The 9,603-nt window shown below is 45.6% G+C and carries 12 protein-coding genes and 1 pseudogene; 3 read left to right on the top strand and 10 right to left on the bottom strand.

Features of this window, described 5'->3' with window-relative positions; genetic code table 11:
- Window positions 1-271: 271 nt before the first annotated feature.
- The 3 genes from DEO48_RS15740 (at window position 272) to DEO48_RS15730 (ending at window position 3,309) form a co-directional block, all read left to right on the top strand.
- The gene (locus DEO48_RS15740; protein ID WP_109845689.1) at window positions 272-1,543 is read left to right on the top strand and encodes an integrase arm-type DNA-binding domain-containing protein; all 1,272 of its coding nucleotides are present in this window, start codon (window positions 272-274) and stop codon (window positions 1,541-1,543) included.
- 439 nt (window positions 1,544-1,982) lie between these two features.
- A complete protein-coding gene (parM, locus tag DEO48_RS15735) occupies window positions 1,983-2,939 on the top strand; it encodes a plasmid segregation protein ParM domain-containing protein (RefSeq protein ID WP_109845688.1) in 957 nt (318 codons plus the stop codon).
- 10 nt (window positions 2,940-2,949) lie between these two features.
- Window positions 2,950-3,309: a plasmid partitioning/stability family protein gene (locus DEO48_RS15730; RefSeq protein WP_109845687.1), complete on the top strand. Its 360-nt coding sequence runs from the start codon at window positions 2,950-2,952 to the stop codon at window positions 3,307-3,309.
- Window positions 3,310-3,435: 126 nt separating this feature from the next.
- Here the strand turns inward: DEO48_RS15730 and DEO48_RS15725 are convergent.
- The 10 genes and pseudogenes from DEO48_RS15725 to DEO48_RS26820 all read right to left on the bottom strand — a co-directional run.
- A pseudogene (locus tag DEO48_RS15725) lies at window positions 3,436-3,843 on the bottom strand (hypothetical protein); the annotation flags it as partial.
- A 15-nt stretch (window positions 3,844-3,858) separates the two neighbouring features.
- Entirely contained in the window at window positions 3,859-4,062 is a 204-nt protein-coding gene (locus DEO48_RS27215) for a hypothetical protein (RefSeq protein ID WP_258306113.1), read from the bottom strand.
- Window positions 4,063-4,364: 302 nt separating this feature from the next.
- On the bottom strand, window positions 4,365-4,490 hold the full coding sequence (locus DEO48_RS27410; protein ID WP_109845686.1) for a winged helix-turn-helix domain-containing protein: 126 nt from the start codon (window positions 4,488-4,490) through the stop codon (window positions 4,365-4,367).
- A gap of 70 nt (window positions 4,491-4,560) precedes the next feature.
- Window positions 4,561-5,577, bottom strand: a complete 1,017-nt coding sequence (locus DEO48_RS15715; protein WP_181367022.1) for an aldo/keto reductase — start codon at window positions 5,575-5,577, stop codon at window positions 4,561-4,563.
- 306 nt (window positions 5,578-5,883) lie between these two features.
- Complete coding sequence (locus tag DEO48_RS15710; RefSeq protein ID WP_146198287.1) at window positions 5,884-6,519, bottom strand: hypothetical protein; 636 nt, start codon at window positions 6,517-6,519, stop codon at window positions 5,884-5,886.
- A gap of 183 nt (window positions 6,520-6,702) precedes the next feature.
- Entirely contained in the window at window positions 6,703-6,912 is a 210-nt protein-coding gene (locus DEO48_RS15705) for a hypothetical protein (RefSeq protein WP_146198286.1), read from the bottom strand.
- A gap of 42 nt (window positions 6,913-6,954) precedes the next feature.
- Window positions 6,955-7,257, bottom strand: a complete 303-nt coding sequence (locus DEO48_RS15700; RefSeq protein ID WP_109845682.1) for a Dabb family protein — start codon at window positions 7,255-7,257, stop codon at window positions 6,955-6,957.
- Window positions 7,258-7,425: 168 nt separating this feature from the next.
- Window positions 7,426-7,758, bottom strand: a complete 333-nt coding sequence (locus DEO48_RS15695; protein ID WP_258306112.1) for a hypothetical protein — start codon at window positions 7,756-7,758, stop codon at window positions 7,426-7,428.
- Between the two features lie 263 nt (window positions 7,759-8,021).
- Entirely contained in the window at window positions 8,022-8,381 is a 360-nt protein-coding gene (locus tag DEO48_RS15690; protein ID WP_109845681.1) for a hypothetical protein, read from the bottom strand.
- The coding region (locus DEO48_RS26820) for an RHS repeat-associated core domain-containing protein (protein ID WP_181367021.1) at window positions 8,374-9,603 on the bottom strand (1,230 nt) is incomplete at its 5' end. The genes DEO48_RS26820 and DEO48_RS15690, both read right to left, overlap by 8 nt.

Here is a 9,603-nt window from a genome sequence, read left to right as displayed (position 1 = left end):
CCGGATAGCTCAGTCGGTAGAGCAGGGGATTGAAAATCCCCGTGTCCTTGGTTCGATTCCGAGTCCGGGCACCACCCTATTATCAATGGACGTCAACCGACGTCCATTTTTCTTTTCTAAGTCCGCGACTTACGAACTTTCACTTCCCCTGATAGTCTACTGAACTCAATCTGATTCTTCCCACATCAACATCTTTTCCGAGGTATCACCCGAGGTATCTTTAGTTCGATAAAATCGGTACCTCAGAATAGTGGTAAAAGAGGCATCTTTTATGGCACTGACTGATATGGCTGTCCGCAATGCAAAATGCCCGACAGACAAAAAATTCATCAAAATCTACGATGCAGACAAACTCTATCTTTTCGTTTTCAGTACGGGCTCAAAACGCTGGCGCTTTCTGTATCACTTCAATGGCAAACCACAAACTTATCTTATCGGCCCCTACCCTGAAATCTCATTAGCGGAAGCACGCCTCCGCCGCGACGATGCCAAAAGGCAACTGGCTAACGGCGTCGATCCTAATCAGGAAAAGCGGGAGGAAAAGAAAGGACACACAAACATCCGCACATTTGAGGCCGTGGCTCGTGAGTGGCACAAAAGCAATCGTAAATGGAGTAAGGATCACGCCAAACGGATCCTAACTTCACTGGAAACACATTTGTTCCCGGCGCTGGGAGAATGTGACATCACTAAACTGAATACCCGTGATCTTCTGGCACCGGTTAAAGTTGTGGAGGCCAGGGATAATATTGATACTGCGGGGCGACTGCAAAGCCGCATTACCAACATCATGCGCTATGCCGTACAGAATGCTTATATCAACTATAACCCGGCTCTGGATATGAAGGGGGCAATCTCCTCTCAGAAGGCTGAACACCATCCCGCATTGCCTTTTAAAGGGGTCGCAGATCTACTGGAGAAAATGAACAGCTATCAGGGGCAGCCTCTCACCATACTGGCAATCAGGCTGGCTTTGCTCATCTTCATCCGTTCCAGTGAGTTACGTTTTGCTCGCTGGCCGGAAATCGACTTCAAACGCGCACTCTGGACGCTTCCTGACAAACGCGAAGAAATTACCGGAGTCAGGTTCTCCACGCGTGGTGCCAAAATGTGCACCCCACATCTGATCCCATTGTGTAAGCAGGCTGTAGATATACTGGAGCAAATCCACGAGATCAGCGGTGAATTTGATTTGATTTTTACCGGGGCTCACAATCCTTATAAACCGATGAGCGAGAACACCATCAACAAAGCATTGCGCAAGATGGGATTTGATACCAGAACCGACATCTGCGGCCACGGTTTCCGCACTATGGCATGTAGCGCCATGATCGAATCCGGCCTGTGGTCAAAAGATGCCGTGGAACGCCAGATGAGCCACCAGGAGCGCAATAACGTCCGTGCTGCTTATATCTATCTTGCAGAACATCTTGATGAGCGTAAGCAAATGATGCAATGGTGGGCAGACTATCTGGATGCGAATCGCGAAGGTTATGTAACACCTTATGAGTTCGCTCATCCTGATGATGCCGGGTCGAAATAATAGTAAGACAGCCTGGTAAATGTGAACGTAATCCCTGGGCGCTCAGACTTCATGGTTGGGCGTCCTCCATTTCATAGCAGCGCGTTTAAACGCCCCCTCAAATATCATCCCTGTATTTCACTTTAAATAAACCTTACCTTTATTTAACCAGAAACTGGCAAGAGCGATTTTCAGTAACGTGCACTGCAGTAATTTCCCGACGCTCATCTCCTTAATCTTGTATGGCAATTCACATTTTACTCACCCCATACAGGAAAAAACCTATGAAAAGATTTCTCATCTTAGTCTCACTTGCAGCACTTCCTTTTCTCATTGAGCGCTTTATGGCGCTGATTCATCTCATTGTGCTCTCAGTTCTGGCTCAATAATCACCCTTCACGCCTCCAGTGACGCCGGATATCTCAATTCCAACTCACATTTGACTCAAATAAGGTGCAACATGCGCATTTATATCGACGATGGCTCGACTCACATCAAAATGCTGTGGGAGCAGCGCGGCAAAACGTTCACCCACCTCACCCCCAACAGCTTTAAACGCGGATGGTCAGCCCCGTTTGGCAACGGTAAGCCGTTTAACTACACCGCAGGCAAGGAGAAATACTCGTATGACCTCATTTCCCCGGATACCCTCACCACCAGCAATATTGAATGGCAGTACAGCCCACTCAATGCAGTCGCTGTGCATCATGCCTTACTAACCAGCGGTCTCTCGCCGCAGTGTGTGGATATTGTAGTGACGCTGCCACTGGCGGAGTTCTACGACGAAGACGCGCAGTACCGGCTTGATAACATCGAGCGCAAAAAGCAGAGCCTGTTACAACCCGTGGTGCTCAATAACGGTCACGTATTCACCGTCACCCGCGTCACCGTGCGTCCGGAGTCCATTCCTGCAGGTATTGCGCTGTGCGATCAACTCTCGGCTTCCAACTCTGTGCTGATTGTTGACCTCGGCGGAACGACGCTTGATATCTCGCAGGTGGCGGGTCAAATGTCCTCGGTATCCCGTATCTACGGCGATCCTGCGTTAGGCGTATCACTGGTGACCGATGAAGTGCAGCAGGCGTTACGTAAAGCCGGTATGGCACTGTCCCGTTACAACGTAGATCGGTTGATAATCAAACGGTTCGACGATACGTACCTGGCGAACAATATTAACGATCCACATGCTGTAGAGGATATTAAACAGGCAATCCACAGCGGTATCGCGCGTTACCGTGCACGGGTGCTGGAAGCGGTTGATCGCTTTAAAGGCTATACCCACGTGGCTGTCGTGGGTGGTGGTGCCTGTCTGCTGGTTGATGACATTCGAACTCACGTTAACCTGCGAGAAGATCGTTTCTTTGTGGCACAGGATCCGCAGTTCGCACTGGTACACGGACTGAAAGCCATTGGCTGATGGAGGGGTAATGCACCGAAGAAAAGTACTGATTTACCTGCGGCCTGATACGTATGCCAGCGAACGCTTTGCGGATGCGCGAATAGAGGCGCATCACAGGGGCGATCGCGGTGAGTTATCACGCACGGCATTGCTGGCCGGTATAGCGCTGGGCGAGATTGACAACCGGTTGCCGTCTGTACTGGCCGCGTTACTTGCCGATAACACAAGCCCGGAAACCCTGCGTACTATGCTGTCATCGTTTCTGAATATTCAGCCGGGAGCGGCTCCACCAGTCGTGCTGACGGCTACGGCGCCATCCCCTGCTGCACCGGAACAATCTACCAGCAGTGTTTCAGCGAAGAATCTGGCGGGTGCTCTGCCAGAATGATTTTATTGTAATATTATATTATCACGAATGTTAAATAAAAAAACAGGACGCTCAGCCTTAATGGCCGGGCGTCCTTTTATGACAGTATTCTTTTTTTGTTTTCTTTTACCACCAGCTTCAACCCTGCTACGGTGCTGAAGAATGCACATTTCCTGATTCTGGCAATAGTTGATAAACGACATATCCGTCGTCATCAGGCAACCGTTCGGCGTGCAGATTACACTGTGCCAGTAATGCAGGAATACCGCTGATATCGTCAGTAAGCCGCAGCGCCATTGGTTTGATGAGTTCGCCCTTGTCGGTAAATACCTGATGCAGCTCATCTTTCGGGGTGTAGATCGCACAGACATTACCCGCCAGTTTGGTTTTTTCTTCCCATTCTTTTGCTGAAACCAGCCAGTCTATCCAGCCCATTGTCCGAAGCGTATCGATCATGTACGTAAAGCGAAACAGCGTGCTCTGTTGCGTAAGCTCGCCAGAGCTGGCGAGCCAGATGTACTCCACCTTGTTGTAAAGTCGTGCTGACAGCCCGTAGCGCTTACCCTGCTCCTACAGCCAGAGAATGTCTGACGCGAGTATTCGGGGAAAAATCTTACGTTTCTGCGCTGTCAGCAACCACTGCATGATGAACAGATGTGTTTGTATGGTGGAAAGCGCTTTACCTTCCTGTCGGGCAAGGCCAACAGACACCAGAATGCACCATGCCAGGTGCACAAGTTCTTTGGTCGGGCGTTTTGGGGTCATACTGGTCAAATCGTTATCCGTGTATCGTATAAATATTAATCGCTGTCATCCCCGCTTTCCACAGTGGCATCAAAACAGCAAAAGGCCCTGTATTCTGGTAATATGCCGTCTGGCTGGCTCTCCTGCACAACGTATTCTCCCTGAGAAACTATCTCCTGAACCATATCATAAGAAGTATGACGGGAATAACCAGCAATAAAAACCATAATGGATGAACAACAAAATCCAGCAAAGTCATAATTCCCTCCTGCGAATAGCAGCATTAAATAAGGAAAAGACCACATATCCCCGGCATGAATTATTTTCCAAATTCACTCCCGCAAGATAAACGCATCCAGTTTTTCCGGAGAGTGAATCGTAATAAAGTGGTTGTTAAAGTGGATGATGTCACCTTTATCCAGACGTTTAATTTCACGACTGATGGTTTCAGGTACCATCCCAAGATAATAGATGTTTAATTGTTTCCTTTGCCATATTGCTCTACGCAGCGGATATCAATATAGTTTTTTATTCAAATCCATATGCTTCCATAGCTGCTGATGCATAGCGAGTACCCTTAGCTGATCCGATATGAGCAATCTCGTCGATGAAAGAAAGATCGTCTTTGGTTAACTCAATATCCAAAGAGGTTAACACATCATTAACACGTTGACTTTTTCTCATACCAGGAATAACTAAAACTCCCTGAGAAAGTAGCCAGGCGATAGAAAGTGCAGACACTGTCCCCCTTTTTAAATCCGCTAACTCTTTTATTTTCATTACAATAGAAATATTGTGAGAAATATTTTCATCAGAAAACTTAGGTAAAGAGCGTCTAAAGTCACTATCATCCAGACTTTCAAACTTAAAAGAGTCAGTCAATAGACCACGACATAAAGGGCTGTAAGCCACGAATTTTATTTCCTCGTCCTTGCAATAATCAATAATTCCATTATGTTCAACCCCCCTTTCAAGTAAACTATACTCAGATTGAACAAAGCTCACCGGGCATTTTGAATGAATTTTATTTAACTGAATAAGCTTCGGCTCACTCAATCCAATAGACTTAACCAATCCTTCCTTTTTAATATCCAATAAAAAATTAGATAATGATGATAAAGAGTCATCACTAGCCGCAGGAGGCAAGCGATGAATATAAAAAATATCTAGATAATCAGTTTTCAAATTATCCAGAGATTTATGCAATTGTTCTCTAAGATATTTTTCTTCAATGCATATCCCTCGCACTGAGGGATCATTTTTATCCCTGAGAATACCAGCTTTTGAAGCAATAATCAGATTCCTTCTGGTTATCGAATCTGATAAACACAGTATATCACCCAAAAATTTTTCATTATCTCCATATGCATAGCCATCAGCTGTGTCAAAATGGATGATCCCATTATTGAGAGCATTTGAAATTGCATTCATTGATTCTTGTCTATCGGTACTCCCATAAAACTCAGATATCCCCATCGCACCAAATCCGATTAATGGCATATCTAAATCAAAATGATTAGCATGATTTATTTTTGTGGATTTCATGATAGTTAAATAACCTCTCAACATTAAAGTAAAACAATTAGGATTTAATGATTCTCCAGCCGCGAGCAACTTCAATCGGAGTCAACTTTTCGCATGGATCAACTACAGTGGGATTCTTTACATACTCTAATATAGGGAGATCCGGGGGATGTCTCTAATTTATTGAATGTAATGTATAATCAGGGAAATATTACGAACCCCCTTAGCCCGCAAGGACTGACGCGAGATATTTTATGTCCATCGCCGCCCGACGCGTTTTTGCTGAATGTTCCTCTGACGTTGAGTCCTTATCCGCACCTGGCACGTCTACTTCCTGTGTGATGCATACATGTTTCGTCGGAATCGTCTTCTTGCCATTGAAACGGAAGCCCTGCTTCTTTGCGGGAATAACTCACGTAAACGGGCAAAAGGGAGCAAATGGTTTTGTGCAAGCAGAGTCCACTCCTCTTCGCTCCAGACGCGATAAAGATCATCTCCCTGAAATTTAATACCCAGTTCGTTGGCCTTAAGCTTCACCGCCTCAGGGCCCCGCCCCGGTAATCGTGCAGCGATTTTCTTGCCTTCCGCCGGATAATACGTGTTCAGTACGTCAATTTCATCCTGACGCCAAATAGATTCCGGACGGGAGAGTCCCATATTTCTCGCCATAACAGTAACCGATTGTGGGGCCCGATCAGGTAACATGGCACAGATGAGCTTAGTGTCAATGCCCGTTTCATAAGTCGCACGCAGGATATCTTTTTCAGCCTCTGTCCAAAGACTAACAGTCTGTGAACAACACCCAATTTTACCAGCCATCCCCTGAATAGCTGATACTGATCGCCCAAGGTGTCGTGCAATATCAGCATTAGAAAATTGCCCGTAGTTTTTTTCAAGATAGTTTAACTCTGAAATAGTCCAACGAACACGATGATTACGGCTTCTCAATTTTTCATCTTGCATATTCCAGAACCTGATTTAACACTTACTAATCAAAGAGAAAAATTCAACGTTATAACTGCCAGAAACCCAGTTAACTTTTTAGAGAGCCTTTCCGGAACCGTGAACTCCCTCCCGCCGTAGCGCACAGACAACCGACGATAGCGACATTCCAGCAGTTTAGTCACACCACCTTGCCGGGACACATTACTCGCTGCTTTCCTGGTCATCTGAAAGGTGCCCCCCAGCTATACTCCAGCGCTTATGTCTTTCCAGAACCAACCCGGCCTGCCGTAACTGCTCCAGAATAAAGCGAGTGGTATGTTCTCCCAGACCCGCCATCGTACTCACCGCCTGTAACGTCATCACCGGCGCTTCTCTGAATGCGCCCATAATGCGTTTTGCATCATCTGTCATCGTTTGTGCCATTTCACTCAAATCCATCGTATAAAAAATAATTCAGGGGATTACGGTATAGTCCAGTACGACAATCTCCCTCAATATCGGTCGAAAAATCGTTTTAAGATCATCATGCACAGGATGCGGTAAATACCGCTGACGAGCAGCTTCATCCGCAAACGTCATCAGCACACAGTGAGTAAATCCCGCATTCTTCTCTTCGGGACTGTCATTGACGCCCCATTCCACGCCTGTAATGCCTTCAATCCGATCGGATACCTGCAGAAATGCCGATCTGACAGCCAGTATGTGTTCCGGTAGTGCACTATCAGTAAACGTAATAAATAAAATATGGCGAATCATTATTTTCCTGTTAACTTACATTAATAAATAATTTATTCAGGTGAGGCATCCCGACTCCTCATCATAGCGCTTGCTAATATTTACAAATTACCACAATCAAGTTTCTTTCCTTTTACGCCGCCCCATGGTTCATCCAGGAGGTACGACAGGAACATCAGCAGATATGAATTAAAAATTATAATAGACTTCAATCCCCTCACAAATTTCAAAGTAAACCAAATACATCCCTGGAGTAATTTCTAAATTTATCTTTACAGTTTCCGTTGCCGAAGCGACAACAAATTCATTGTTGTCACTCACTTCAAAAGGTACAACGATACAACGTTGTGCATCAACAGAAAGCATAAAATCATTAACCAGCCGGATATTCACACTTACTCCAAAAGCATCCTCTGGAAAAGAATTAAAAACTTCATAATAAGGACAACATCTGCTCAATTTTACGGGAACCCATCGACTGATAGCATCACCCTCCCCTTGAGCGAAGCAACATTTACCCATAAAAAAACTCAACACTACTACATTAAGTCAACGTCATTATCAAACCTTACATCCACCTTAAAACCTCAAGGAGGTTTTTATAATAGGTTATATTTCTCGAGACAATACTATTTTGAGTTCCATCCATTAAAAAATTTCAAAACCTGAAACAAGCAGCGAGCATCAGCATTGACCATGAGTAGTTAACAATCAATAAATTCACATCAAATTCAAAATATCACCCCCTTACTTTTCAATCACTCGATCAATGAATTTAATATCACTCAGTTGCTAAATTCAAAACAAGTTTCTTTAAGCCCATGCGTTCTCCTATATTCTTTCTCCCAGTCAAAATAACCGTTAGGCTCATCAAGTTCAATACCATTCATCCAGTATCGTTCGCCATGAACTATTAGCATTGCCCAGTGATATTCACTTTCGTGGCCACGAATAGCAACAGACATAAAATCATTAACCTGACCGCATGCAATCGGAGAATTTAAAACTAACATCTCCGCTTCACTCTCTGTCTTGTTTGCATATTTAACTATAATGGCCTTTAATAACTCAACCCAGCTGTAAAAATTAAATACTATACATTCTTCTGAATTGTAAAACCTAAGGCCATCAATAACATTAACCATTACCACACCCTTTATCTACTTTGAAGCGATCGAATAGTTTAGCAGCTTTATCTGAGAAAATAGCAAATTGAGATCCCAGTGACCTAGCTGGCATACCTTTCCTTACCTCTGAAAGATTCGCTAACATTGGACCGCTAACAGCATCATAACTATGTAGAAGATTACCCTTCCTGCCCTTTGTTACAAACTCAGCCCACTCATCATTGGCCGATTCGAATTTTTTTATATTTAAACTATTCAACTCATCTTCTGGTATATCAAATTCCGTTATTGTTGGCAAACTTCTCATTTTCTGCCACTTAATAGCTTGTGATTCATTAACCGTGACATAAAAACCACCTTTGCCTGAAGGATTAAAATCTAATTTGGGTCTTCCTTTAGATAGGTCTATCGCACCCTGTATATTATCCCCAGCATGATAAAATTTTGTTAGTCCAAACGGATCAATCCACTCCAGCGGATTATGTACATAGCCCTGTGGCCTTATCCCACCAGCTAAACCTATTGGGTCTGACGACAGGTATTGCCCAAGATCCGGATCGTAATAGCGATATCGATTGTAGTATAACCCGCTTTCGGCATCATAAAGCTGACCGGGATAGCGCAGATCACAGCTGATTTCATCGTTAGCTGCATCCCCCAGGAACATGGGGTGGGGAACTGGCGTTTTCGTCTCCTGATACCCGTCCCACAGCGCCTGTTCACCGCGCCAGTGAACCTCGCCGTCTTCGCTGCACAACTCCCTCGCCGTGCCGGTCAAATCCGTCACGATGTAATGCAGGCGGGTCGTATCCCCCTGCTTTTCCACCTGTGCCAACGGTCGGAAGCAGCCCGGTTCATATACCCACTGTACGGCGCGGGCTGCACTGCCATCGGCCAGCCACTGTTGTTCACCGACCAGCTGGTCGCCATCCCAGCAGTAATCCACGCGCAGAAGACTACGGGCAGATTCAACATTACCCTCACGGGTTTTACTCACCCGTCGCCCGAAGGCATCATACAGGTATCGCCACCGCGCACCATCAGGACGCTGTATCCGAATCAGCCGATCGTGCGCGTCCCAGGTGTAGTGCGTTTCTTCCGGCCTGAACCCCGCTCGTTCGCGACGTTTGATAATAAGTCTGCCACAGGCATCGTAATGGCAAAGTGTGTCACGATAGCGAGTCACCCGGCCTGCCACGTCGTAATGAATGTTGTCCGTATGCACCACCGGCGTTGACGA

This window comes from Enterobacter sp. CGMCC 5087 (genome assembly GCF_003144775.1).
GTDB classification, from domain to species: domain Bacteria; phylum Pseudomonadota; class Gammaproteobacteria; order Enterobacterales; family Enterobacteriaceae; genus Enterobacter; species Enterobacter cloacae_M.
Note: the sequence above shows the minus strand (reverse complement) of the source record. Positions and strands in the feature narration are given on the sequence as shown.